This window comes from Peptoniphilus phoceensis (genome assembly GCF_001517665.2).
Taxonomy (GTDB): domain Bacteria; phylum Bacillota; class Clostridia; order Tissierellales; family Peptoniphilaceae; genus Peptoniphilus_A; species Peptoniphilus_A timonensis.
In genome coordinates, this window is sequence record NZ_LN999808.1 from 149,541 (window position 1) to 174,967 (window position 25,427).

A 25,427-nucleotide genomic window follows, 5' to 3' on the forward strand; every position below is an offset into this window, starting at 1 on the left:
ATATGATATCTTTAAAATTTAAAACTCTTTCAAATCTTTTTTTATAATCTCCCTAACCTTTTCTTCTAGTTCTTCTAGCTTGTGTCTTTCTTCCTTGATACAGCTTCTTGCTGTGTCGCCACAAATTATACATTTCCTCTCTGGAAGTCCCAGTGAAGATCTTGAAACTTGTGAAAAATTCTTATCGTAAATATCCAAGTCGAGAAGCCTTCCACTTAGAGAATTTTCCTCTACTTCAATCATGAGTTTTTTTATTAAACTTCCATTGCCGTTGAGAACTGCTATATACTCCATTCCTGTAACTAAATTTTCGTAATCTTCGAATAATATTTTTATTTTATTTTCTTTCAAAAGTTTTTTTATCTTTTCTATATATTTTTTATGAAAATCCACAGCTTCTATAAAATTTTTTTCTTCACCTGGAATGTTTAACATAAAAGATAGAACTGGGGCCTTATATTTTTCTGTAAGATTTTTTATTTTGTAGTATCTTTTTTCCTTAGCCTCAAGCATCCTATTCATGGAATATATTTTAGAGTCTTTCATTTATTATCCTCTGCCCTTCTTCTGACTTTAGAGCCTTAATTGTCGCATCTGGCAAAAATTTGTAAGCTTCTTCAAATTTTCTTTCTTTTAAAAGGGTCCTAACTTTTGATGCAGAAATTATTTCATTGTCCAGGCTTGTCCTTGGAATTTCAACAACTTCTACGCCATAATCTGGCAAAATCCTTTCCATGGTTTCGTTGTAATTTTTTGTCACAACGTCCTTATCTTCTGTCCCAACAAATCTTTTTTTGATATTTAAGCTTTTGGCAAAATACTTTCCAAAAATTTTTGTGTCAAGCTCTGAATAAGCCTTTAAGATAGTTTTTTCATCTTTATAAAAATATGTTGGAAAAGTATTTTTTGAAATTATATAGTCGTTGCCAGGATGAACAACGATATCATCAAACTTTTCCAGCTCTTCTTTTACAATCTTGTACCTAAAGTCATAAGGAAATGTTGATCCATCCTCTTCCACCATAAAAATGTGTAAAAGGTCTGTCATTTTTCTCGCTTCGTTAATTGAATATAAATGTCCCTTTGTCATGGGATTGGCATTAACTACAATTGCTCCAGACTCCCTTTTATCCTCAATATTTTTTAAAAGCTGATTTAGCTCGTCAATTTTATTATCTAAAAGAGCAACATCGTCTGTCTTTTCAACTAAAGAAAATCCAAAATCTGTAAAAATTTTAATATTTTTTGGTTTAGTGAAAATAAAAAGATGCTTATTTCCAACTTGGTATTGGTAGTCAAGTAGTCTTGTTATTATTGAGTTTGTAATTCCCATACCTTGATAATTTGTGTCTATGGCAAAGCATTTTAAAACCCTACCAGAACAAGACCCTGTCCCAACAATTTTGTCGCCATCAAGAGCAACAATTGTATAATCCACGTCCCTCTCGTAGTTTATGTCAAAGCCCTCCAAGAATTTTTCAACATCCTTTTTTTCAAATTTCATAACTTGTCTATAATCAATCAATGTTTCCCTCCAGGAGATAAAAATACAAGGTAAGAATCAAAAAGTCAGCACAACCACCTGGACTTAGATTCCTCCTCTTGTATTCTTCATTTATCTTTTTGATTTCTCTCATTCCATTTTCATTTTCGTACAATTTGTTTTCAAGTACATAGGCTGAAGTTTCTTTTAAAAACTCCAGACCTTCAAGCCCTCCTCTTTTAATTATGTTTGAATCCTCTATAAGAGACATAAAATAAAATAGAGTCCCAGTAAGTGCATAGTCAAAATTTGTCTTCTTCTCAACTTTCTTTAAGAAGTCAAGTCCCAAAAGAGTCTTTTTAAATCCTTCTTCAGCCTCTTCTCTAATACCTTTTAGTCCATATTTTTTATAATTCTTTTCTCCATGACTTCTCGCCCTATATATTTCTAATTCTTTTGTTATTCCTCGATTTAAATAAGCTACCCGATTGATAATTTTTTCAAAAGAAAATTTTTCTTTATTTATTTCAATAGCCGTCGCATAAACCATGAGACCTAGAGAAAAAATAATCCCTTTATGAGTGTTAGCTCCAGCAGTGGCTTCCATCATTTTATTCTCATAAACTTTCCCATATTCTCTAAGTTCTAAAAAATCTTCTCCATCTGATTTTTCTCCAAGTTCATAAGCAATTTTAAAGTAATCAAAAAGAACTAAAGAAGATTTTAAAAAGTCCATGTAGTCCATGTCATCATGGGCTCCTCTATCTATTAAACTAACAAGCCCTGGCTTTGGGCTAAGTGATACTTCATATATGAGAGCGTAAGTAGCAAGCCTTGCGATTTTATCTGAATTTAACATAATCCCTCCGCCTTCATTATAATAAATAAAAAAATTTTCATCTACTTTTTATTTTTGTTTAGCACACTCACATTTTTTGTAGATAAAAAAAAGAGAGAGCAAAGCCTCTCAATTTACTAGATAATTTTAATTTTTTATAAATTAGTTATAACTTAGAATTGGGCGTCGTTATATCTTGCTTTATAGACATAGGCGTGTTGATTTAGTGCTGTCAAAATTTGATCCTGGTGATCTTTTCCCTTTGTATCAATTACGACGCTAACTATCATGGAGTCTATTGTATCCCCAACTAAGTCTATGTTTTGACCAATTTGAACTATGTTAGCTCCTTCTTTTTCCAAAATTTCTGACACTCTAGATATTTGACCTGGTTGGTCATTTAGTTTTATTCTAAGTTCCATGCGTCTATTGGTTTTATAAAGTCCCTTTTCTATAACCTTTGAAACTCTAGTGACATCTATATTTCCTCCAGATAAGACACAACAAACTTTTTTGCCCTTGTGGCTGAATTTTTTATACATTAGGGCTGCCACTGTTGATGCTGCTGCACCTTCTGTTATTATTTTGTTTTCTTCGAGAAGGGTTAATATTGCTGAAGAGATTTCTCCTTCTGTCACAAGAACTATTTCATCTACATATTTTTTTACTAGTTCATATGTAATTTTGCCAGGGGTTTTTACTGCAATCCCATCAGCTATTGTTGAACCACCTTTGACAGTTAAAATTTTTCCTTCTTTAACTGATTCATACATAGATGGAGAAATTTGTGTTTGAACTCCTATTATCTTTATGTCTGGATTCATTGATTTTGCTGCAAGGGCAACTCCAGATATTAGTCCGCCGCCACCTATTGGGACAACTATTATGTCAATGTCTTTTACTTCTTCAAGGATTTCTAGAGCAACTGTTCCTTGTCCTGCAATAATTTTTTCGTCATCAAAGGGAGCTATAAAAGTGTAGCCTTCTTCTTCTGATAATTTTTTTGCATAGGCGGCTGCATCGTCAAAGGAATCTTTTATTAATTTTACTTCAGCTCCATAACTTTTTGTTGCTTTTACTTTTGATAGAGGAGCGTGATAAGGCATACAGATTACAGATCTTATTCCCCTCTCGCTTGCTGATTTTGCAACACCTTGGGCGTGATTTCCTGCAGAACAAGCCACAACCCCTCTTTCTGCTTCTTCATCAGATAGGGTTGCAATTTTATTATAAGCCCCTCTAAGTTTAAAGGATCCTGTATCTTGAAGAACTTCAACTTTTAAATAAATATCATCGCCAAGATTTGGTGCATAAACTACAGGTGTTTTTTTGATATGACCTTCAAGTCTCTCTTTGGCAGCGTAAACTTCTTTCACGTCCATTTTATTCACCTTCTTTTTTATGATGGACTATACTTACAAATTTTTCTCCTTCTAATATTTTTCTCACTCTTTTTTCAAAATCCATGCGGCTCATCCAAACGACTCTGTCACAACCTAGGCACTTTAATTTCATATCTGCACCCTTTCTTGCTATTTCCCATTTGTTTTCTCCGCAGGGATGTCCTTTTTTTAGAGTAACTATATCGCCTAATTCATAGTAAAGCATCTTTATCTTCTCCTTTTATAAATTTATTCCTAATCATAGGAGATTTAATATTTTCTCTTTGCATTGTTTTTAAAATTTCTGATCTAAGAGCATACTCAAGATCGTATTGATGACCTTGTCTTGTGTAATATACAAGAGCCATTTTATATGCGTCTTTTCCATTTTCTGTAACTCCCCAAAAATTTGGTCCCATTACCATATCTTTGTGGTCCCTATATTTTTCAATAGAAGCTTTTATTTTTTCTTCTACAAAGTCGGGATCACATGAGTTATCCAAATAAAATTCAATTTTGGTTCTTATGTTAGCTCTTTCTTTATTGGAAACAATGGAAATATTACTATTGGGAATAACGTGAAGTATTTTATCAAAGTCACGAATTTTTGTGACCCTAAGTCCTAAATCTTCCACTATGCCCTCGATTTCTCCTATTTCGATTAAATCTCCAACAGAATATTGATCTTCAAAAATAATAAAAAATCCATTTATAAAATCTTTAACAAGACTTTGAGCCCCAACACCTATTGCCAGTGAAAATACTCCAAGAGTTGCAATAATTGGAGCTATGGAAATGTTAAAGACGCTCATGACTATTGTCACTCCAATAAAAATTAAAACTACTTTTATGGCACGCCTTATTAAATTTGTAACTGTTACAATTCTATTGTAAGATCCTTTTTCCATTATTTTCTCGGAATTTAACTGTTTATTTATAAAAGAATCTATAAGCCTTAAAATTATACAAATTCCAATAATTACAAGGGCAACTACAAGAAGCCTTTCCCAAGATTCCAGTCCACCAAAGGTAGATCTAAGGGCTCTATCCGCCTCGTCTGCTACTGCTCCTGTATTTTTATCTATATTCACTATTACACCTCTTTGTAAGTTGTTTCTATTTTACTATCTTCTTCTCTTGTTGTATTTGAATTTACAACTGAGTACAAACTCAAGTCGCCATTTCTAAGGGCCCCTATGAGAAGTCCATTTATCTTTATCTTGTCAAGAGAATATCCAAGCCTTGTGTAAAATTCTCCTGATTTTCCAATTTCTCCACCAACATCACTAGGTCCATATACATAAATTGAACCAGAGATATTTTCCATCTTGTTGACATTAGCTGCGATTATCTTTTTTTCTCCTGGTTTTAAAATATAATTGTACTCTGTAATTATCCCTGAATGTAGAAGATAAGTTTTTTTGCCTTCAACTAAGATATCGGAAATATTTGGAACCTTGTCTTCATACTTTGTGCCTGAATTCATAAACCTGTAAATAGATTTGTCTGTCAAAGCCAAAAGAGATCTCTTATCTTTTTTTAGAAACATTACTATTTCATGATTTAGGACCTGACTTTTCTTTTCACCCTTGTTCAAATTGTAAATAAGAGAACTGTAACCTGATGCATCATTTTTTATTTCTGCAACTGAAAGATTTTTATCATCTACAACATCGTGAGTTAAAATTTGATTTCCAGTTTTATAAATTTCTGTAAGAGTTGAATCATTGCCCATTAAGTACAAAATTTCATTTTTTTCATCTATTATGTGAAAAATTATGTTGGCATTTTCATAAGAAATATTAAAGATATCTCCTTTGACATCAGTGGTAGATAAAAGTTCTCCCATCTCTGAATACATGTGAACCTTACCCAAATCTTTTTCATAAAGAAAAGCATAATTATTTGCAAAAAAAGCTTCTATATTTTCATCTTCTCTTTGAATTTTTTTGACAATATTGCCTTCTTTGTCTGTGATATATAAAACTGGATCAGCCCACAAAAATACAGACTTTGATGAAATGCTAAAATCCTGAATTGGTTCATTTACACTTACACCCTTGAGTCTTACAATAGTTCTGTCTTTAGAAAAGTTTTTGTGATTAAAATATATAAATCCTATAAAAATTACAAGTAATAATAAAATAATTGCGTGATTTTTTTTAATTTTCAAAATACCACTCCCGATTTCATTATAACATTTATACTTTTACTTTTGCATTTAAATGCCATAAAAAAAGAGGGCTTTGCCCCCTATTTATAAGATTTTTTTGTTTAAAATTATTGCCCCAAAAAGAACGAAAAATAATCCCAAGATTATATTCATAGTTAGCTCTTCTCCAAGTACAAGAATCGATAAAATTGTCCCAAAAATTGGAATAAATAGTTTATAAATTCCAAACTCACTGGAGCTGTGATTTTGAAGGACAAAGGTCCAAGTTGTGAAGGCTGTTGCAGAAATAAAGGCCCCATAAGATAACATTAGGAATAAAAGGAAGTCGTAGTTTACAGTAGAAGTCTTTGTCAATGCCCCAATAATTATAAGTGGCAGAGCTCCAAGGGAAAATTGTGAACCAGTTAGAAGAAATCCATTTAAATTCCTAGCATACTTTCTTATGAGGACACTGGACAGAGCATTAACTGTTTGTGCAATTAAGACAAAACCTTCGCCAGTAAACTTAAAGTGGAAGCTTCCCTGTGAGTTTAAATTTGTTATAAGTAAACCAATTGAACCAACAAGTAAGGCTACGACCTTTCTCTTAGTAAGTTTCTCATCACTAATTAAGAGAACGGAAAACAAAACTGTGATAAAAGCATTTGATGACTGAATAACTGCAGTAAGAGACCCCAAAGTGTTGGAGAGTCCAATATAGTAAAAACCATACTGCAAACATGTCTGCAACAATCCAATAATTAAAATAAATTTAAAATTTACATTCTCCCTCTTCACTTCTTCCTTGTTGAAAAGAAAAAAATAGATGAAGGTCAAAAGTCCTCCCATAAAAAACCTTATGCCAGCAATAAAAATTTTCCCACCTGGATCGTCTGGCAAGATATTGGCATGGATATAGGTTAGTTTAATAAGAGGAATGGCAGATCCCCAAAGTAGCATTGCCAAAAGTGAAAAGACTATTGCCCATCTCTTTTCTTTTATAAGTTTCATTTCTACCCTCCAATCTAGTAAATTTTATATAATATAAAAATAATTATCCAAACTATTGATGTCCTAAAAATTATTATAAGTCATTAAAATTTTAAAAAATTCAAATTTAAAACTGCAAATAAAAATTTATATTAAAAAAGGAGGTCGCCCTCCTCTTCTATATTCTATTAAAATTCTTGAATTTTTCTTTTTATATTTTCTTTGGTAAATCCAAATCTTTCAAAGACTTCTGATCCCTTTCCACTAGCACCAAAGGTATCAATTGATATTGCCATACCCTTCATGCCAATGTATTTGTGCCATCCAAAGGAAGAAAGTGCTTCAAGAGAAATTCTCTTTGTTATATTTGATGGAAGAATTTTTTCCTTATATTCAGAAGATTGTGCATCGAAAAGTTCCATAGAAGGCATTGAAACTACACGCACTCCCTTTAGTCCTTCTGCTGCTTCTAGTGCAAGAGAAACTTCTGAACCTGTTGCTATAACAATTTTTTCCAGTTCTCCTTCTTCTTTTTTAATTATATAAGCACCCTTATTTACTTCTCTTGATGAGTTTTCAAGTTGTGGAAGATTTTGTCTTGATAGTGCAAGAACAATTGGTGTGTTCTTTGAATTAAAGGCAAGGTTTAGGGCTGCTGCAGTTTCACGTCCATCGGCAGGTCTTAAAACTATTACTCCAGGGATAGATCTTAACATTGCAAGATGTTCAATAGGTTCGTGTGTTGGACCATCTTCTCCAACTCCAATGGAGTCGTGAGTGAAGATATAGACATTTGGAATGTTCATAAGAGCTGCAAGTCTAATTGTTGGTTTTAAGTAGTCGCTGAAAACTAAGAATGTAGCTGCATAAGTTCTTAATCCTCCGTGAAGAAGCATTCCATTTGTAATTGCACCCATGGCATTTTCACGAACACCAAAAGTTAAATTTCTGCCAGATCTATTTTCAGCTGAAAAATATTCTTCTCCCTTTAACATAGTCTTATTTGATGGACCAAGATCTGCTGATCCTCCAAATATATGGATGTTATCTCTTGCAATTTTATTTAAAACTTCTCCAGAAATGGCACGAGTTGCCATGTCTTTTGTGAAAGAATCGTAGTAAGAATCTTCTAACAAATCCTTCTTTTCTCTTTTAAAGGAATCTAAATAATCTTCATATTCTTGAGGATATTTCTTAGAATATTCTTCTTCGATTTTTTTCTTTTCATTGGCTTTTCTTGTGTTTTCTTCAACTAAATTTTTGAAGTGTTCTTTTACATCTTCTGAAATATAAAAGTCTTCATCTGGAAGTTCAAAGAATTCACGAGTTGATTTTCTATCTTCCTTGCCAAGAGGTTCACCATGAGCCTTGGCAGAGTCTTCTCTTGGTGATCCATAGCCTATTTTTGTCTTAACTTCTATAAGAGCAGGTCTTTCTGATTTTTTCGCTTCTTCAATTTTTTTATTTATTTCTTCTAGATTATTTCCATCTTCTACTAAGAAAGTGTCCCAACCAAGAGCTTCATATCTTTGACGAACATTTTCTGAGAAGGCAAGATCAGTTGAGCCTTCAATGGAAATCTTATTTGAATCATAAAGCACAATTAGCTTATTTAATTTTAATGTGCCAGCAAGAGATGATGCTTCGTTAGAAATACCTTCCATTAGGCATCCATCACCCACTAGGGCATAAGTATAGTGATCAACTAGTTTTAAATCTTCTTTATTATAAAGTGCAGCAAGTTTTTCTTCTGCAATAGCCATACCCACTGCCATTGCTATACCTTGACCAAGAGGTCCAGTTGTTGCTTCAACACCTTTTGTGTGTCCAAACTCTGGGTGACCTGGTGTCTTAGAGTCAAGTTGTCTAAAGTTTTTTAAATCGTCAAGACTTAAACCATAATCAAATAGGTAAAAAAGTGAATATAAAAGAGCCGAACCATGTCCTGCAGAAAGGATAAATCTATCCCTATTTTTCCAATCTAAATCTTTAGAATCTCTCACTAAATGATTCTTAAAAAGAGAATATGCCATTGGTGCCGCACCAAGAGGTAAACCTGGGTGACCTGAATTAGCATTTTCAATTTGGTCAACAGACAGCATTCTTATAGTATTAACCGCTTTATTTTCGATATTCAAAATTCCACTCCTCACTCAATTGAATTTTTATCTTTCATTACAGCCAACAAAAATTTTGGCAAATCAATTTGCCTTTTTATCCTAGAAGGATTTTTTATAAGCCTATAAAGCCATTCAAGACCAAGCTTAATAAAAATATCAGGCGCTCTATTTGCTCTTCCCGATAAAATATCTAAGACTCCACCATTTCCAATAATAACTTTTGCCTTTAAATCGTCTTTCCAAGCATCAATCCACTTTTCCTGACGAGGAAAGCCAAAACCAACAAAGACAATATCAATATCCTTAGAATTTATTTCTTCAATTATCTTTTCTTCTTCGCTAGATTTTTCTCCATCTAGCTTGGAATTGAAATAACCATTGTGAAATCCCTTCACTGTGAGATTCTTATACTTTTCATTAACAGCTTTTGCTGCATCTCTTGCAACACCTTCCTTGCCACCTAAGAAATATAAATTAAGACCCATTTCATCAGCAAGCTCAAGTAATTTAATAGAAGTATCGTAACCTGTGACTCTTTCCTTTAAGGGTTTATTTCTCATTTTAGATGCATAGATTAAGCCAATACCATCTGCAAGGACTAAATCACCAGAGTTCACAAGATTTTTTAAATCCTCATCTCTCTTGGCAGCCATTACAATTTCTGTATTAGGTGTATAAATCTTTTTAAGAGAATCTCCATGTAAAAATTCTCTTAAAATCTTCTCACACTGAGAATTATCAATATTAAAAATTTCAACTCCAAAAATCTTTACTTTTTCCATAAATCTCTCCGCTAATAAGTTTATCACATAGAAAGGAGCTTTTCTATAAAGAAATATCTCATAAAATCTAAAAAACATATATATAAAATTTAAAAATAATATTAACCTTATTTTATTTAAAAATAATTACAAAAAAAGACTACCTCTTGCGAGATAGTCAATATGTATGTTGCTCAATTATTTTATCGCCAAGCTAACTCTTATTGCCGCATCCACCTCTTGCATAACATCCTTGTCGAACCTACCGATTTTCTCTCTCAACCTTTTTTTGTCGATTGTCCTAAGCTGCTCTAGAAGAATTACAGAATTCTTTGGCAGTGGAACGTCTTTAGCTTTTACATTAACATGGGTTGGTAGCTTCGCCTTGTTAAGTTGAGATGTTATTGCAGCTACAATTATAGTAGGCGAATACTTGTTTCCAATGTCATTTTGAACAACAACTACGGGCCTTACTCCTCCCTGTTCCGATCCAATGACTGGAGACAGGTCGGCATAGAATATGTCCCCTCTTTTTATCATCATAATATTCACCTTTTAAGGCGAGAGAGAGATTTAAAAGATTGATCTATGAGCAACCTTTATACTATTCTATCACATTTCTTCTTGTTATTTTCATTTAGAATGCAATTATTTTTAAAAATTTATTACAAGTACATTGGCATTACAAAATTTATTGCAATCATAACAAATAAAGGAATGGTATATTTCATTGTTTCCTTTAAATTATATTTTGTTCCTCCTGGTAGGTAGTGAACAATTGCCGGTGCAAAAACTACTACAAACCAAAGAACTTGTACATAGATTGGCCCTCTAAACCTGTGAAAAAATTCTGCCACTCCAGTGAGTGCAAGATATGTATAAAAAATATCTAGGGCAAATAAAATTATAAAAAGTATTTTTCTATTTTTAAACATAATAACTCCCTTACATTGACATCCTAACCATACTAATTGTAAATAAAATTAAAACTACTACATAAATACCCATGGCTATCTTGTATCCCTTGCTCCAATTGTCTCTTTCTTTTTTTATCCAAATCAAATTTAAAACAAGAGCCAACAAACCGGGCAAGGCTACAATTATTGGATCTCTATGATTTTTGACAGACTCTGACATTGTAATTAGGACAAAAATGTTTAGGATCTGCCAAAAGGCATGGACTTTAAATGGATATGATTTCATAAAATTTCTTCATCTACCTTCACTTTTATAATAAATTAATTTTCGATTCTTTTAATATTTACATGTAAATATTTAAGCAGAGCTCGGGTTACCTTACTTTAATTTTATTATAAATCAAAAAAAAAAAACAAATTTATTTTTTTTCAAAATTTTTAAATACTGTGCTTAGGTTTTCTATTAAGTCTCTGGCCCTCAAACTTGTCTTAGAATTTTTGTCTGCATAAATATCTCCAGAAAGTCCATGAACATAAACTCCAAGTCTTGCTGCGTCATAAAGACTATAATTTTTCATAAATGCAGAAATTATTCCAGTCAAGACATCCCCTGATCCACCTGTTGCCATGCCAGAGTTTCCAGTTTCATTTATATAAATATTTTCTCCATCTGTAACTATTGTTTCATGACCCTTTAGAACTAATATTATCTTGTGTTTTTTGGCAAATTCCACTGCAAGTTTTTCACGATTATTTTTTATTTCATCTAGGGATAAGCCACTTAATCTTGCAAATTCACCTTCATGAGGAGTAAGTATTGTTGAAAAATCCTTTCTTCCTTCCAATAAATTTAATTTTTTGGACAAAAGATTTAGTCCATCTGCGTCTATTAAAAGTTTTTTATCTATTTTTATTGTCCTTTCAAATACTTCTTTTGCATAAGCACCAAGACCCATGCCTGGCCCCATTGCAATTGCGTCAAGTCCCTTTAAAAATTCCTCCATTTCATTTAAATCGTCAAAGCTTTTTGCTATTGGCTCAACAAATTTTATGGACATTATTTCAAAAATTTCTCTTGGCACAATATTATAGACAAGACCAGCTCCTGCTTTTATAGCAGCATTTGAGGATAAAAAAGAAGAACCAGTCATGCCCATAGATCCACCAATAATTCCAATTTTTCCAAAATCTCCCTTGTGTCCAAAATCATCTCTATTTTTCCAAAGGGACTTCATTTCCCTATCTATAATTATTTCTTTTTCCACAATTTTTTCTCCACATAATCTCGCCACAGCTACTGCATAATTTCTCTCATGACTAATAGAAAGTTCAAATTTTTTTGCAAAAACTTCCCCATAAGGAATATCTCCTATATATTTTATTTTTATATCTTTAAAAGCTAGCTCTCCAAATCCCTTAGCGCAAGCTTTTGCAATTGCTTCTTTTGCTGCAAAAATCCCTGCTGCTCTTTCATAGGGGACTTTTCTTTTTTTTATTCTCTCTATTTCATCTTCGTTAAAAACTTTATTTAAAAAGTTTTCATTTTTATCCATTAACTTTTTTATTCGATTTACTTCAACTATATCTATACCAAGCATGCTATCACCATTGACATTTTTTTTATTTTCGATTATTATATCATAAATAGTATGAATATTTGACGTTGAAGATATACAGTAGGCGAAAGCTGAATTACAATATTGGAGTCTTTTTAATCTTTGAGGCCTCGGCGAAGAAAGGTGGTACCACGAATGCGTCCTTTCGTTCCTGGGGTCCTTTTTATTTTTTTGGAGGAATTTATGGAAAATGTATATGATATTTTAAGCGAGAGAGGTTACTTAGATCAATGTACCTATGAAGATGAGCTAAGAGAAATGCTTGGCAAAGAAGCCGTTACTTTTTATGTTGGTTTTGATGCAACAGCCGATTCTCTAACTCTTGGTCACTTTATCCAAATTAGGGTAATGCAACACATGCAAAATGCAGGTCACATTCCAATAGCGCTACTTGGTGGTGGAACTACAACTATTGGAGATCCATCTGGCAAAAGCGACATGAGAACTCTTATGGATAGAGAAACTATAAACTACAATGCTTCCAGATTTAAGGAACAAATTTCTAATTTCTTAGATTTTTCTGATGGCAAGGGTTATATTGAAAACAATGCTGATTGGCTTTTAAAATTAAATTTCTTAGAATTTGTAAGAGAAATTGGTGTTCACTTCTCTGTAAATAGGATGTTACAATTCGATTGCTACAAAAATAGAATGGAACAAGGACTAACTTTCTTTGAATTTTCTTATATGTTAATGCAATCTTACGACTTCTTATATTTATATAGAAAACACCACTGTAAATTAGAAGTAGGTGGATCAGATCAATGGTCAAATATCCTTGGTGGTTATGAACTTGTTAGAAAACTTGAAAACGACAAAGTTTATGCCATGACTTTTAAACTTCTAACAACTGCTGCTGGTATAAAAATGGGTAAAACAATGGCTGGAGCAATTTGGCTTGATCCAAAGAAAACTACTCCTTATGAAATGTTCCAATACCTAAGAAACTGTGACGATAGAGATGTAATTAAATTTATGAAGCTTCTCACTATGCTTCCACTTGATAAAATTGCTGAATACGAAAAATTAGAAGGTGCAGAAATAAATAAGGCAAAAGAAGTGCTTGCTTACGAAGTTGTAAAAGATATTCACGGCGAAGAAGCTGCAAAGGCTGCTCTCGATGCATCCCATTCACTTTTTGGTGGCGACAAGGCATCTGAAGATATTCCTGCAACAGAATTTGACAAGGAAAAGTTCCAAGAACCTGTTGGAATTTTAAATCTTATGACAGAACTTGGACTTATAAAAACAAACTCTGAAGGAAGAAGACTTATAACTCAAGATGGAGTTTCAATTGATGATGAAAAAATTGCTGATCCTAAACTTGAACTTACAATAGACGATTTCAAAGATGGAGAAATTATCATAAGAAAGGGTAAAAAAATTTACCACAAAGTTATTATAAAGTGAGGTTAATATGAATTTAGAAGCAAAAAAAGTATTTGATTATTTTGAAAAATTATCACAAATTCCTAGAGAATCTGGCAATGAAAAAGAAGTTTCTGATTTTCTAAAAAAATTTGGAGAAGAAAAAGGTTACGACGTTGTCCAAGATGAAAGCCTAAATATTATAATGGAAGTTCCTGCTACAAAGGGCATGGAAGATAGACCAAAGGTAATTTTACAAGGTCACATGGACATGGTTTGTGAAAAGGGAAAAGATTCAAAGCACAATTTTGAAACTGATCCAATAGAATTACTCACTGAAGGAGATTCTCTTCACGCCAACGACACAACACTTGGTGCCGATGATGGTATTGGTGTTGCCATGTCACTTGCCCTTGCCGAAGAAGAACATGGACCTCTTAAAATTATTGTAACTGTATCAGAAGAAACTGACATGCACGGGGCAAAAGACCTTGATGCAAAATATCTTGAAGGTAAATATTTAATCAATATTGACTCAGAAGAAGAAGGAATACTAACAGTTTCATCTGCAGGTGGAAAACTTCTAAAATCTAAATTTAAATTTCAAGAAGAAGATTATTCTGGCGATGCCTTTAAACTTAATCTTCACGGATTTTTAGGTGGCCACTCTGGTATGGAAATTGCCAACAACAGGGGCAATATGATTAAAGTAATTGCAGAAATCCTAAATAAAGTTGATAATGCAAAATTAATTGATATAGACTGCGGAACAAAACAAAATGCAATACCTAGAGAAGGAAAAGTAAGTCTTGTTGCTGACGAAAAATCTCTTGATGATGCAATAAAATTTGTAAAAGAAAAATTCAAGGATGTTGCTGGTGAACTTACTATTGAGTGTGAAAAAACTTCTCACCAAGGAAGAGTTCTAACAGCAGAATCTACAGAAAAACTTGCAAAATATTTACTTGAACTTCCAACTGGACCACACACTTTCATTAATGAAGAGAAAAAAGTATTGGAATCTTCATCAAATCTTGCAATTGCAAAAAAAGTTAATGATGCAATAGAAGTTTTTGTTTCCCTTAGATTTGCAAGCTCTTCTCTTTCAGAAGAATTTGGAAATATTTATCTAGACATTGTAAAAAATTACGGCGCAGAAGCTGAATTTATAAATCCATATCCTGAATGGGAATACAGAGAAGAATCTGACTTTAGAGAACTTGTAGAAAGAATTTATAAAGAACTTAGTGGATCTTCTATGGAAGAAGAATTTACTCACGGTGGACTTGAATGCGGAGTTTTCTTCACAAAAAATAGAGAACTTGACATTGTTTCCATTGGACCAGATATCACAGGTGCCCACTCTCAAAAAGAAACTCTTTCAATTTCATCAACTAATAGAGTTTACGAACACTTAAAGAAAGTTTTAAAAGAAATTAAATAAAATTATTATAAAAATTTATGGCTGTCAAGAGGCAGCCATTTTTACTTTACAAAAAAGAAACCCCTAAAGGTTTCTCTTCCTAAAATTATTCTATTATTTATAAATTAATAAATTACATAAATTTACATATATATAATTTATAAATTAATAAAGTCTCAGAGATTTTTTATTGCGATTACTTCATTTTGATTTAGGATAAGTTCATCTGTCAAGGCTTCAACAATGAGTAAACCTCTCCCATTGCACTTTTTTTCTTCGCAATCATATAAGGAGGTGTCAAAATTCACTCCCATGCCTTCATCACAAACAATAATTTTTAAACAGTCGTTATTTAAAACTAAATTTAAAGAAACTTTTTTATCCAAATCTTCTTGATTTCCATGAATAGCTCCATTTATAACCAGCTCGTTTAATATAACTTTTATGTCAAAAAGCTTTTCTTGATCAGCTATGTAAGAGTATAAATCTGTCATGGCTGAATCCAAAAAACTTTTTATCAAAGATATATCGCTGTTTACAGAACCATTAAATCTATATAAAGTATCCATAATTCTCACTCCATCTATTTAAAAAGTACCCATAACTTTGTCCATTTAAACTCCAAAACATTGAGATTTATTAATTTTAAAATTTTACTGTATTATATTTATCAATTTGTTATAATGATAATAAGCTTGCATAGCAAGTAATTTTATTAGGAGGAAGATAAACATGAAAAAATATGAATGTACACTTTGTGGATATATCTACGATCCTGAAGTAGGCGACGAAGAAAACGGAATTAAAGCTGGTACTGCATTTGCAGATCTACCTGAAGATTGGGTTTGCCCTATGTGTGGAGCTGAAAAATCAGACTTCGAACCTGTTGAATAATTTCTTGAGGAAGGCCTTGTGCCTTCTTTTTTTGTGAATTTTTATAATTTAGTTAAATCTTTTATATTTATTTCTAGATTTTTATAATATTTTATAAAGAAAAAGCCATGTGAGTTTATCTTTTAAATTACAAATATCACATGACTTTTTATTTTAATCTAATTTTAAATAATCTATAATTGCCCTTGTTGTCTTTTCCAAATCATCTAGGACAATATATTCTTCTTTTGTGTGAACTTTCTCCATTCCAACACCAACTATAAGAGAGTTGAAATCTTGGTCAGCGAAAAAATTGGCATCAGATCCGCCACCAATTATAACTTCTTTGGCATCTACTCCCACATTTTTATAGGACTTCAAAATTTCTTTAGCAAATTCCATATTTCTAGGAGCAAGAGCTGGATAATCGAGAGTTTTTTCGAATTCAAAATCTTCTGTCAAATCTCCAACTATTTTTTTATATTCTTCTAAAATTTCAAGAACGTGATCCTTATCGTGTCCCCTTATCTCTCCAGAAAATTCTACATAAGCTGGCACAACATTTGTTGGGAAATCTGAATGAATTTCTGAAATATTTGATGTTGTAAATTCATCAATCCTAAGAGTTTTAAATTGTGATATTGCCTTTGCTGCAAGGACAATTGCTGAAATTCCCTTTTCAGGTTCTATTCCTGCATGGGCAGATTTTCCTCTTATCTTAAAAGTAAAAGAATAAGAAGTTGGAGCCTTATATGCTACTTTATCACAAGCTCCAGCATTATCCACTACAATCATATTTTTTGCAGGATTCATATTTTTATAAACTTCTTCCCAATTTATATTTCTTGCGCCAAGCATTCCCACTTCCTCAGCTGGTGTGAAAATTGCATAAATATCTCTGTGTTTAATATTATTTTTAACAAGATAATAAATTGAATAGAGAATAGCTGCAAGTCCACCCTTGTCGTCGCCTCCAAGAGTTGTCTTGCCATCACTTTTCCAAATTTTATCCTCTTTTATAATTTTTAAATCCTTGTTAGGCTCAATTACATCCATGTGAGATGAAAAAGTCACACCTTCTCCCTCTCCCTTAAATTTTGCAAAAATTGTTGGAGAATTTCCTCCATATTCTTTTTGTGATTCGTCTAAATAAATTTCTCCTCCAAGTTCTTTTACAAAATTTATTATATACATAGCTACTTTTTTTTCCTTGTATGAAGGTGAATGAATTTCTAACAAGTCTTCAAAAATTTCTAAAAGTTTATCTCTACTAAAATTTTTCATATTTCCTCCTATGAGTTCTTGTTAATTGTTTCAAGTTGAGTTTTCGCAAAATAAATTGATGAGAAAACTGTCACAAGTGTTATTAAAAAAGTTGCATTAAAAGGAATTAATCCAACTATTTTGGACATTACAAAGGCAACTACCAGGGCAAATATTCCTGTTTTAAAAGATTTAACAGAAAATTGTGCAAATATTCCTCCATAAAGTGCTGGAATTATAAGCGTCAAAACTTCTTTAACATTTCCTGGCAAATTCACAATAACTGTTTGAGCAAAAATTGTTGATAAAATTACAAAAAATGTTGCAACATAAATTGAAACAGCTATTCCAATTGTTCCCATCATTGATCCTTCATCTGTTCCTTGTTTGTATCCTGAACCTGAAATTGCAGAAACCGCTGCAGGAATTTTTAAGTTTACACTATTTCCAGATAAAATTGACATATATAAACCTGCTGGTCCAATAATTGGATAATTTGCTATTGGTTCTGAAAAATAAAAGGCACCTGATACAGAAATTTGAGAAATTGCGCCAGTTATTATAGCTGCAAGTCCTGGGTTAAATCCAAAATAAAAAGTCATTAACATTGGTGGAAGAAGTACAGCAATCATACCGAGAAGCATAGTAAGTCTTCCAAAGTTGTGAATTGATTTAGAAAATTTTTCGTAAGCTGTCATTTTTTCCTCCTTAAAAAATTAATTGTGCTGCTATTGCACCAATAAACATTGCAAAAGTAAGGCCCCAATCTTTTAACCAAGAATATTTTTTTCCAAGTTTTTGACAGATAAACATAATTATAAAGCCAAATACAGTTGCAAAAGTAACCTTTGGGTTTGTGTTTATTTTTGATAAATTGTCAACACAAAAATATGCAAAGGCTCCAAGCATTGCTCCAACGGAAACTGCTGGAAGAAGTGCCTTTCTTCCGCCAGTCAAGACGTGATTTACTGATTCCATTTTGTGTCCAAAGATTATCATAAAAATTAACCAGCCCATTACACCAAGTGCCGGTGTCCAAAGGGCATTGGCATAAACTGTAGGATCCATTGTAGTAGAAAGTTCTGAACCTAAAGCTTTTGCACCAAAATTTGCAGCCATAGTTTCATAATTTGTCCCGCCAATTACTGACATTCTAAGGGCCGTTACAGGTGCACCCAAAGTAACTATAAGTGCAAGTATGGATCCACAAATGCCAAGTGCTGGTCCAATAGAAGCAACTAATGCTGTTACTATTCCCTTTTTGATTCTTTTCTTATCCATTTCCATTTCCTCTGTTGCCTTTAAGGCACGCCTCAAGAGGTATGTTCCTTGGAAAAGAACTAAGATTATACCAACAGAACAAGCCACATACATTAGTGGACTGTTGGCAAACTGCCATTGATCTTTCATAATTATTCCTCCCTTTTTTTGAATAAATTATCGACAGTATAACACAACACTTTTTTCTTGTAAATCTATACATTAATACAATACTTATAAAAAATAAACAAAAAAAGACTCCATAAAATAGAGTCTTTATCACGCTTTGATAGGTTTTTGTAAAGTTTTTTAGGAAAATTTTTTATAGTTATTTTTTTAATCTTCCTCCAATATTTTCTTCCACTTGTCTAAACTTTCTAATTCTTCTTTTGAAAGTTCAGGATATTTTGGATTCATTTCCTTAAATTTTTCAACAATAACTTCTGAAACAAGATATCTCGAGAACCACTTTCTGTCTGCTGGCACAATATACCAAGGAGCAATTTTTGTGGAAGTATTTATTAAAACATCTTCATAAGCCTTCATATAATCGTCAAAATACTTTCTCTCTGTTATATCTGAAGATGCAAATTTCCAATTTTTTTCTGGCCTTACGATTCTCTCCATAAGTCTTTCTTTTTGCTCTTCTTTAGAAACATGGAGGAAAAATTTTACAATTTTTGTCCCATTATTTGAAAGATACTCTTCAAAATTATTTATTTCTTCAAATCTTTTTTCCCATATATCCTTAGTCACTAAATTTTTTGGGAAAGGCTGGTCTAAGACTAAATTGTGAACTCTTGACACAAGAACATCTTCATAGTGACTTCTGTTAAAGATTCCAATTTCTCCACGAGGAGGCAATTCTTTTTCCACTCTCCAAAGATAATCGTGGTCCAATTCATTTTCACTTGGTTTTTTAAAAGAAACAACTTTTGTGCCCTGTGGATTTACTCCAGTCATTATATTTTTTATTAAGGAGTCCTTACCTGCAGCATCCATAGCTTGAAGAACTATTAAAAGTGACTGATTATTTTCTGCATAGAGCTTTTCCTGGAATTCTCTAATTATCTCAATGTTTTTTGGAATTAAAACTTTCTTAACTTCTTTTTTTTCAAGTTTTCCATTATAAGAAGTTGGAACATCATATAAGTTTAGTTTTTTCTTTTCCTTAACTAAATATTTTTCTGTTTTCATTAAAATCTCCCGACTTCCTTAGAAAATTTAATTGATGATTCAATCATTTGAGTAGTAACTTGATGAGCTGTCATTTCAAAAATTTGAAAATCTAAAAGCTTTTTATCTTCATAAACTTTTTCAATTTCTTTTGCAAAAGATTCTTGCCCAGATGGGTCAATTACGTCATCATCTTTTCCATTGTAAAGGACAAGAGGTCTATCCTTAAAGGCTTCTGGACTTTCCATTGGATCCATATCTAGGAAAAATTCATTTATCCTAAATTCTCTCTCATCTATTTTTTCTTGATTTATTAACTCGTTTACACCCTTTACAAGTTCGTGCCAATTATTTATGCCATTGTAGATAAATGCCATCTTCAAATCTTTTTTAAAGGCGTAAAGACCACCGGCAGTTATAGCTCCCATAGAGTGACCTCCAACTGCAATTTCAGTTCCTGGATAATTTTCTTCTACAAATTTAAAAACAGAAGGTGCTTCTTCGATATTGTGCATGATAACTTTTAAAATATATTTTCCTTCCACTTCCTCATCTTCATAATCGAGATCTATATCTTTTCTTTCACCGTGATAGCGAGCTTCTGGAAGGATTACTCTATAACCATAGGAAGCAAAAATATTTCCCCTAAAAATTTGTCTTTCCACATCTGAACCCCAACCATGATAAAAAACAAGTGTCTTATTTGTTTTTTCCTTGGGTTCTATTATCACAAGTGGCACTTCTCCAACTTTTATTTCTTTTATATCTGAATAATTTGATTTTAAATACTCCATAATTCACCTCAAATATATTATATCAAAGATATATAAAATTTCTTGAAGAGTAAAGATAATTCCAATAAAAAAGCAAAGAATTTAATAAAACCAAAAATTCTTTGCTAAAATATTTTTTAATTTTATTTAACTTCCCAACTTGGAGGAGTAATTCCATTTTCCCTTAAAAATTCATTGGCTCTAGAAAAAGGTCTAGATCCAAAAAATCCTCTATTTGCAGAAAGTGGAGATGGGTGAGGCCCTTCTATAATTAGATGATTTCCATCTTTTATAAATTTTCTGCGGGCTTTTGCATGATTGCCCCAAAGTATAAAAACTACTGGGTCTTCTTTTTCACTAATTTTTTCTATAACAGCGTTTGTGAAAATTTCCCAGCCAATTTTTGAATGACTCATTGGTTGATGAGCTCTTACTGTTAAGGTCGTGTTTAAAAGCATAATCCCTTGGTCTGCCCATGATTTTAAATAACCTGTATTTGGAATTTCAAGTCCTAAATCAGAATTTAGTTCCTTGTAAATATTTTTAAGAGAAGGTGGAACCATAACTCCCTCTTTAACCGAAAAAGCAAGTCCATGAGCCTGCCCCACATTGTGATAAGGATCTTGACCCAAAATTAAAACCTTTAAATCTTTATAAGAAGTATAGTGAAAGGCATTAAAAATATCCTCTGCCTTTGGAAAAATTTCATAATTTCTATATTCTTTTATTAAAAGTTTTCTTAGGTCCTTGTAATAATCTTTTTCAAATTCATCTTGCAGGATTTCCTGCCAATCATTTTTAAAAATTTCTTTCACATAATCATCTCCTGAAGAAATCGAAGATACTCTTCTTTAAGCTTGGATCGATTAACTCTTCCAATTCTTTTCTGCTCTCATTTGTTGAGAAAATTACGAGCCTGTCGCCCTTTTCTATCCTAGTATTTCCCCTTGGTATTACTGCTGAATTGTCAAACCTAATTATACCTCCAATAATTATTTCTCTGTGAAGGTTAATTTCAGATAATTTTTTTCCAATGTAGACAAAATCATCTGGGATTTTTATTTCATATACTTGTGCCTTTCCACCAAACATATAGTTGACTGCAACTTTCATGTCAGTGTTTATGGCCTTTATTATTTCATTGGCAACAATAACTTTTGGATCTATTACCCTATAAATCCCAAGGCTTTCTAAGACTGTATCGTAATTGTTGTCCTTTTGTATAATAATATTTTTAGAAATCCCATGATTTCTAGCTAAAAGACCAAGAACAATATTTAATTCATCTGATCCAGTCATAGAAATAAATACTCCATCTTTTGAAATATTTTCTTCTTTAAAAATTTTATCGTTTCTCAGTTTTTTATTTACAACAAAAGCTCTATTTAAATTTCTTCTGTATTCTTCAAATTTTTCTCTGTTGGGTTCAATTATCTTTAAATTTATATTGTCAAGATTTGAGATCATCCTGTTAAAATTATAATCTCCAGATGCAATTACAACATCCCTTTGGTCTTTCTTTTCTTTGATTTCAAAGTGAGCGTGTTTGAAATTCCTTATATCAAAGGAAAGCCCCATTAGATAAATATAATCTCCTGTTTTTAAAACTGTTTCACCATCTGGTACAATTAATTCCCCTTCTCTTAGGACGCCAACTACGAGAATTGTGGATAGAGAACCAATATCTTTTATTTTTTGATTCTCAAATTCTTCATCCATATCAATATAGTGACCAGTTACTTCAATTTTTCCCTTGCCAAAATAATCTGCTTCATAATAATCAGAAGATCCAATTAATTTTGTAACAAGTTTTGCAGTTTCTAAACTTAAATTAAAAATATTTACAATATTTGGAAGAGTGTTTTTTATAATTCCTATTTCAGAAATATTTTCCATTTCATCAAGACGAAGAATTATTTTTACATCTAAACCCTTAAATATAGATGCCATTATAAGATTTGTCTTGTCACTGTCTGTGGCAATAATGGCGTAATCATACTTCTCTAAATCATTATTTAAAATAAAAGTTTCATCTAAAACATCTGCCTTTATTATATTTACAGTATTTGTAATATTTTCAAAGTTTTTTTCGTTTCTATCTACTATATCAACTTCATATTTTTCAAGACTTAGGGTGTTGGCAATAGTTGAGCCAACTTTTCCTGAACCTATAATTAAAATCTTCATTATAATTTAATAATTTCCTTTCTGTGTCTTCCCCTTGAGAAAAGTGCCAAAATTGTAAAGAATTCAAGCCTTCCTAAGAGCATAAGTGCACTGAAATACAATTTATAAAAGTCGCTGTAAAAGTAAAAGTTCTTTGTGGGACCAATGTCTCCAAATCCTGGACCAACATTGGATAAGGTTGTTGCCACTGAAGAAAATCCTGTAATTACGTCTACTCCAGATAAAGTTACAATAGCTGTAGAAAATAAAGCAATTACAAAATAAGTCCCAAGATAAGCATTTATTCCAAGGACAACTTCATCAGATAGTGACTTGCCATCTGCTAGTACTGGCAAAACTGCCTTTGGGTGAGTTGCTCTTTTCATTTCTCTTTTAATTAATTTTAGCAAAATAGAAATTCTTGTTATTTTTATTCCACCGCCAGTTGATCCTGCACAACCACCAAATAACATAAGTATTAGCAAGATGAACTTTGAAAAACTTGGCCACAATTCATAGTCTGCATTGGCAAAACCAGATGTTGATGAAATTGAAGTTACTTGAAAGGCTGAATCTCTAAAAGCCATCAAAGTTGAAGTATAACCATTGGCAAGTAAGTTTATTGTTATTAAGACAATTGATCCAAAAATTATACAAATCCAAAGCTTTAACTCATCATTTTGACGAACTTCTTTAAATTTCTTCTTAGAAATTAGAGCATAAATTGCAAAATTTGTCGAACTTAAAAACATAAAAATTGCAAGAATAAAGTGAACTGCATTTCCTTCATAAGACATAAAGGAATCATTGTAAGATGAAAATCCACCTGTTCCAAGAACACCAAAAGCGTGAACTAATGAGTCAAATACAGACATTCCAGCAATTTTTAAAGCTATAAATAGGGCTAAGGTTAAAATAATATAAATTATGTAGAGTCTTTTAGATGATTGAGAAATTCTTGACTCTATTTTTCCTGCCACAGGCCCTGGTGATTCTGCCTTAAAAATTTGAAAAGCACCAACTCCAAGTTTTGGCAAAAGTCCTACTGTAAAAACCAAAATCCCCATACCACCAATCCAGTGAGTTATGGATCTCCAAAGTACGACAGACCTTGGAAATGATTCTATTCCAGATATAACTGTAGCTCCTGTTGTAGTAAAACCAGAAACTATTTCAAAAAAAGAATCTACATAAGTCATATCAGCAGAAACAAAAAGTGGAATTGCTCCAATAATGGATACCAATATCCACGATGCTGTTACTGTCAAAATTCCATCTCTTGGCGAAAGAGATCTCTTTCTTATTTTCAAATTAATTAAAATTAATCCCAAAAAAACTGCTATAGCCATTGGGATTAAAAAACCTTGTGAGGACCCATCCTTTTCTACTAGGCTTAGACCTAGAGATGGGGTCATAAAGGCCGTTTCTATTAATAAAATATATCCAAGTATTTTCGCAATCAGCTTATAATTCATCTTTCTTTCCTCGATTCTTAATTGACTTTATTGCGTCCTTTAACTTTCCTTCAGATGAAAAAATCTTTTGAACTCTTGGAGCTACTTGGTGCATAGAGAATAAAATAATTCTATCTCCTGATTCAAGAACTGACTTACCATTTGGAACTAGCATCTTGTTGTCCCTTATTATTGCAATAATTAGTATTCCGTCTGGAAGATTTAAATTTTCAAGAGCCTTTCCACAGACAAGGTGTTTTTCTTTTATCATAAGTTCCACACACTCAACTTGACCATTTAAAAGTAGGTGTAGGGCAAGGGAACTCTTTCCCCTAATTTCTTTTAGCATCTCTGCAGCAGTTATATAAGACGTGTTAAAAACCGCATCAATGTCAAGTTTATCTAAGACCTTGTCATAATTTGTTCTAGAAATTTTGGCAACTGACTTATAAATTCCACTTTGCTTTGCCACAAGACTCATAAGTAAATTTGCTTCATCAATTCCCGTTGCTGCGACAAAGGAATCATAAGTGTGGACCATTTCTTCTTCGAGAATTGCTATGTCAGTTCCATCACCATTTATAATATTGGCATCTGGAACCATTTCCTTTAACTCAAGACATCTTTCCTTGTTTATTTCTACAATAGTTACATCTATATTTTCTTTTAAAAGTAACATTGCAAGGTAAAGTCCAGTCTTTCCTCCACCAAGGATCATTGTACTCCTAAGAGATCTAGTCCTATTTACACCTGTGTGATCCTTGTCAAAAAGCTCTATTTTTTCAGACTTTCCTGCAAGAATTATAACATCATTTTCCTCTAAAACAGTACGACCATTTGGAATAATTGCTTCTCCATTTCTAGAAATTGCTGCAATTAATAAATCATTTATATTTTGAATATCCATAATCTTTCTATCTATAAAGTTTGGATCATTTCCAATGTTAAATTCAACAAGAGAAACTTTTCCACCAGCAAATTCATCAGAATAAAGTTGGTATCTCTTCATCAAATACTTAACTATAGACCTTGCTGTTGCATTGTCAGGATTTATTATCTTGTCAATTTCTAGTTCTTCTGATATAAAATCAAGATGCTTTCTATATTCAGGATCTCTTACTCTTGCAATTGCATATTTTGCACCAAGTTTTTTGGAAATTGTGCAAAGTATTACATTGGCTTCGTCATTTGTAGTTGTGGCAACAACATAATCAAATAGAGAAATATCAAGTTCCTCTAAAACGCCAAAATCCAAAGCATTTGCACAAATACTAAAAACGTCAAGTGAATTTGATATATTTTCAATAACATCTTCGTTGTTGTCCACTACAGTTACTTCATAATCTTCATCTAGTAGTGAAGCTGCAAGTCTATAGCCTAATTTTCCGGCGCCTACAACTAAAGCCTTCATA

General features: G+C 32.2%; 27 protein-coding genes. 3 read left to right on the plus strand and 24 right to left on the minus strand.

All coding sequences use genetic code 11. From position 1 onward, the window contains the following. Positions 1 to 18 precede the first annotated feature (18 nt). The 14 genes from citX to BN3657_RS02775 form a co-directional block, all read right to left on the minus strand. Positions 19 to 546 carry a citrate lyase holo-[acyl-carrier protein] synthase gene (gene citX, locus BN3657_RS02710; protein WP_062551674.1) on the minus strand — a complete coding sequence of 176 codons (528 nt, stop codon included), beginning with the start codon at positions 544 to 546 and terminating at the stop codon, positions 19 to 21. Further along, the gene (citC, locus tag BN3657_RS02715; RefSeq protein ID WP_062551675.1) at positions 533 to 1,525 is read right to left on the minus strand and encodes a [citrate (pro-3S)-lyase] ligase; all 993 of its coding nucleotides are present in this window, start codon (positions 1,523 to 1,525) and stop codon (positions 533 to 535) included. Before citC ends, citX begins: the two co-directional genes overlap by 14 nt. Then, positions 1,518 to 2,342 (minus strand): triphosphoribosyl-dephospho-CoA synthase, encoded by an 825-nt coding sequence (locus BN3657_RS02720; protein WP_062551676.1) that lies wholly within the window; start codon positions 2,340 to 2,342, stop codon positions 1,518 to 1,520. Before BN3657_RS02720 ends, citC begins: the two co-directional genes overlap by 8 nt. A 152-nt stretch (positions 2,343 to 2,494) precedes the next feature. Then, positions 2,495 to 3,703, minus strand: coding sequence for a threonine ammonia-lyase (ilvA, locus tag BN3657_RS02725; protein WP_062551677.1), 1,209 nt, complete (start codon positions 3,701 to 3,703; stop codon positions 2,495 to 2,497). 1 nt (position 3,704) lies between these two features. Further along, positions 3,705 to 3,929, minus strand: a complete 225-nt coding sequence (locus BN3657_RS02730; RefSeq protein ID WP_019139432.1) for a DUF951 domain-containing protein — start codon at positions 3,927 to 3,929, stop codon at positions 3,705 to 3,707. Beyond that, positions 3,916 to 4,794, minus strand: a complete 879-nt coding sequence (locus BN3657_RS02735) for a mechanosensitive ion channel family protein (protein ID WP_062551678.1) — start codon at positions 4,792 to 4,794, stop codon at positions 3,916 to 3,918. Before BN3657_RS02735 ends, BN3657_RS02730 begins: the two co-directional genes overlap by 14 nt. Positions 4,795 to 4,796: 2 nt before the next feature. Beyond that, positions 4,797 to 5,876 (minus strand): hypothetical protein, encoded by a 1,080-nt coding sequence (locus tag BN3657_RS02740; RefSeq protein ID WP_019139434.1) that lies wholly within the window; start codon positions 5,874 to 5,876, stop codon positions 4,797 to 4,799. Positions 5,877 to 5,960: 84 nt separating this feature from the next. Beyond that, entirely contained in the window at positions 5,961 to 6,866 is a 906-nt protein-coding gene (locus tag BN3657_RS02745) for a DMT family transporter (RefSeq protein ID WP_062551679.1), read from the minus strand. 167 nt (positions 6,867 to 7,033) lie between these two features. Next, a complete protein-coding gene (tkt, locus tag BN3657_RS02750; protein ID WP_062551680.1) occupies positions 7,034 to 8,983 on the minus strand; it encodes a transketolase in 1,950 nt (649 codons plus the stop codon). Positions 8,984 to 8,994: 11 nt separating this feature from the next. Next, positions 8,995 to 9,747: a WecB/TagA/CpsF family glycosyltransferase gene (locus BN3657_RS02755; RefSeq protein ID WP_019139437.1), complete on the minus strand. Its 753-nt coding sequence runs from the start codon at positions 9,745 to 9,747 to the stop codon at positions 8,995 to 8,997. A 177-nt stretch (positions 9,748 to 9,924) separates the two neighbouring features. Then, positions 9,925 to 10,269, minus strand: coding sequence for a type II toxin-antitoxin system PemK/MazF family toxin (locus BN3657_RS02760; protein ID WP_019139438.1), 345 nt, complete (start codon positions 10,267 to 10,269; stop codon positions 9,925 to 9,927). Between the two features lie 122 nt (positions 10,270 to 10,391). Then, complete coding sequence (locus tag BN3657_RS02765) at positions 10,392 to 10,661, minus strand: hypothetical protein (protein WP_019139439.1); 270 nt, start codon at positions 10,659 to 10,661, stop codon at positions 10,392 to 10,394. 10 nt (positions 10,662 to 10,671) lie between these two features. Then, complete coding sequence (locus BN3657_RS02770; protein ID WP_019139440.1) at positions 10,672 to 10,929, minus strand: hypothetical protein; 258 nt, start codon at positions 10,927 to 10,929, stop codon at positions 10,672 to 10,674. A 133-nt stretch (positions 10,930 to 11,062) separates the two neighbouring features. Beyond that, positions 11,063 to 12,241 (minus strand): NAD(P)H-hydrate dehydratase, encoded by a 1,179-nt coding sequence (locus BN3657_RS02775; protein ID WP_062551681.1) that lies wholly within the window; start codon positions 12,239 to 12,241, stop codon positions 11,063 to 11,065. Between the two features lie 201 nt (positions 12,242 to 12,442). On the opposite strand from BN3657_RS02775, the gene tyrS reads away from it, so the two are divergent. Both tyrS and pepD read left to right on the plus strand, forming a co-directional pair. Then, positions 12,443 to 13,669: a tyrosine--tRNA ligase gene (gene tyrS / locus BN3657_RS02780; protein ID WP_062551682.1), complete on the plus strand. Its 1,227-nt coding sequence runs from the start codon at positions 12,443 to 12,445 to the stop codon at positions 13,667 to 13,669. A gap of 7 nt (positions 13,670 to 13,676) precedes the next feature. Then, positions 13,677 to 15,071, plus strand: coding sequence for a beta-Ala-His dipeptidase (pepD, locus tag BN3657_RS02785; RefSeq protein WP_062551683.1), 1,395 nt, complete (start codon positions 13,677 to 13,679; stop codon positions 15,069 to 15,071). 155 nt (positions 15,072 to 15,226) lie between these two features. Here pepD and BN3657_RS02790 read toward each other — a convergent pair whose 3' ends face one another. Next, complete coding sequence (locus BN3657_RS02790; protein WP_062551684.1) at positions 15,227 to 15,619, minus strand: ATP-binding protein; 393 nt, start codon at positions 15,617 to 15,619, stop codon at positions 15,227 to 15,229. Between the two features lie 163 nt (positions 15,620 to 15,782). Between BN3657_RS02790 and rd the strand changes: the two genes are divergently transcribed. Beyond that, a complete protein-coding gene (gene rd / locus BN3657_RS02795; RefSeq protein WP_019139117.1) occupies positions 15,783 to 15,944 on the plus strand; it encodes a rubredoxin in 162 nt (53 codons plus the stop codon). A 153-nt stretch (positions 15,945 to 16,097) separates the two neighbouring features. Here rd and BN3657_RS02800 read toward each other — a convergent pair whose 3' ends face one another. The 9 genes from BN3657_RS02800 to trkA all read right to left on the minus strand — a co-directional run bounded on the left by BN3657_RS02800 (position 16,098) and on the right by trkA (position 25,426). Then, a complete protein-coding gene (locus tag BN3657_RS02800) occupies positions 16,098 to 17,207 on the minus strand; it encodes a M20/M25/M40 family metallo-hydrolase (protein ID WP_062551685.1) in 1,110 nt (369 codons plus the stop codon). Between the two features lie 8 nt (positions 17,208 to 17,215). Then, positions 17,216 to 17,884: a hypothetical protein gene (locus BN3657_RS02805; RefSeq protein WP_062551686.1), complete on the minus strand. Its 669-nt coding sequence runs from the start codon at positions 17,882 to 17,884 to the stop codon at positions 17,216 to 17,218. Between the two features lie 10 nt (positions 17,885 to 17,894). Next, positions 17,895 to 18,596, minus strand: a complete 702-nt coding sequence (locus BN3657_RS02810; RefSeq protein WP_062551687.1) for a DUF5058 family protein — start codon at positions 18,594 to 18,596, stop codon at positions 17,895 to 17,897. Positions 18,597 to 18,782: 186 nt separating this feature from the next. Next, the gene (locus BN3657_RS02815) at positions 18,783 to 19,643 is read right to left on the minus strand and encodes a polyphosphate kinase 2 family protein (RefSeq protein WP_062551688.1); all 861 of its coding nucleotides are present in this window, start codon (positions 19,641 to 19,643) and stop codon (positions 18,783 to 18,785) included. Next, complete coding sequence (locus BN3657_RS02820) at positions 19,643 to 20,416, minus strand: prolyl oligopeptidase family serine peptidase (RefSeq protein ID WP_062551689.1); 774 nt, start codon at positions 20,414 to 20,416, stop codon at positions 19,643 to 19,645. The genes BN3657_RS02815 and BN3657_RS02820 overlap by 1 nt, the downstream gene beginning before the upstream one ends. Before the next feature lie 122 nt (positions 20,417 to 20,538). Further along, a complete protein-coding gene (locus tag BN3657_RS02825; protein WP_062551690.1) occupies positions 20,539 to 21,210 on the minus strand; it encodes a uracil-DNA glycosylase in 672 nt (223 codons plus the stop codon). 4 nt (positions 21,211 to 21,214) lie between these two features. Next, on the minus strand, positions 21,215 to 22,582 hold the full coding sequence (locus BN3657_RS02830; RefSeq protein WP_062551691.1) for an NAD-binding protein: 1,368 nt from the start codon (positions 22,580 to 22,582) through the stop codon (positions 21,215 to 21,217). After that, entirely contained in the window at positions 22,582 to 24,036 is a 1,455-nt protein-coding gene (locus BN3657_RS02835) for a TrkH family potassium uptake protein (RefSeq protein ID WP_062551692.1), read from the minus strand. Before BN3657_RS02835 ends, BN3657_RS02830 begins: the two co-directional genes overlap by 1 nt. Then, positions 24,026 to 25,426, minus strand: coding sequence for a Trk system potassium transporter TrkA (gene trkA, locus BN3657_RS02840; protein ID WP_062551693.1), 1,401 nt, complete (start codon positions 25,424 to 25,426; stop codon positions 24,026 to 24,028). Before trkA ends, BN3657_RS02835 begins: the two co-directional genes overlap by 11 nt. Position 25,427: the final 1 nt, after the last annotated feature.